General features: G+C 61.7%; 1 protein-coding gene. It reads left to right on the top strand.

What is annotated here, in order from left to right:
- Position 1: 1 nt before the first annotated feature.
- Positions 2-449, top strand: a 448-nt coding sequence (locus ASD50_RS09880; RefSeq protein WP_162251996.1) for a porin, incomplete at its 3' end; no start/stop codon positions are given.

Here is a 449-nt window from a genome sequence, read left to right as displayed (position 1 = left end):
AATGAACATTAAGAGCCTTCTTCTTGGCTCCGCTGCGGCCCTGTTCGCAGTCTCCGGTGCGCGCGCCGCCGACGCTGTCGTCGTCGCCGAGCCGGAACCCGCTGAATACGTCAAGATCTGCGACGTCTACGGCGCTGGCTACTTCTACATCCCCGGCACCGAGACCTGCCTGCGCATCGGCGGTTACGTCCGTTACGACATCGGCGTTGGTGACCGTCAAGGCCATACTGACGTTACCGACCTTCGCGATGGTAGCCTGAACGACACCTACCACAAGCAGGCTCGTTTCACGCTGCGCACCTGGACCGGTTCGGAAACCGAGCTCGGCACCTTGAAGACCTACACCGAAAACCGCTTCAACAGCCGCGACGGTTACGATGGCGAAGGCTGGTCCCTGAACTTCGCCTGGATCCAGCTCGGCGGTCTCCGCGTTGGTAAGGACGAGTCGG

This window comes from Mesorhizobium sp. Root552 (assembly GCF_001427285.1).
Lineage (GTDB): Bacteria > Pseudomonadota > Alphaproteobacteria > Rhizobiales > Rhizobiaceae > Mesorhizobium.
This window is presented reverse-complemented; position numbering and strand designations above follow the sequence as displayed.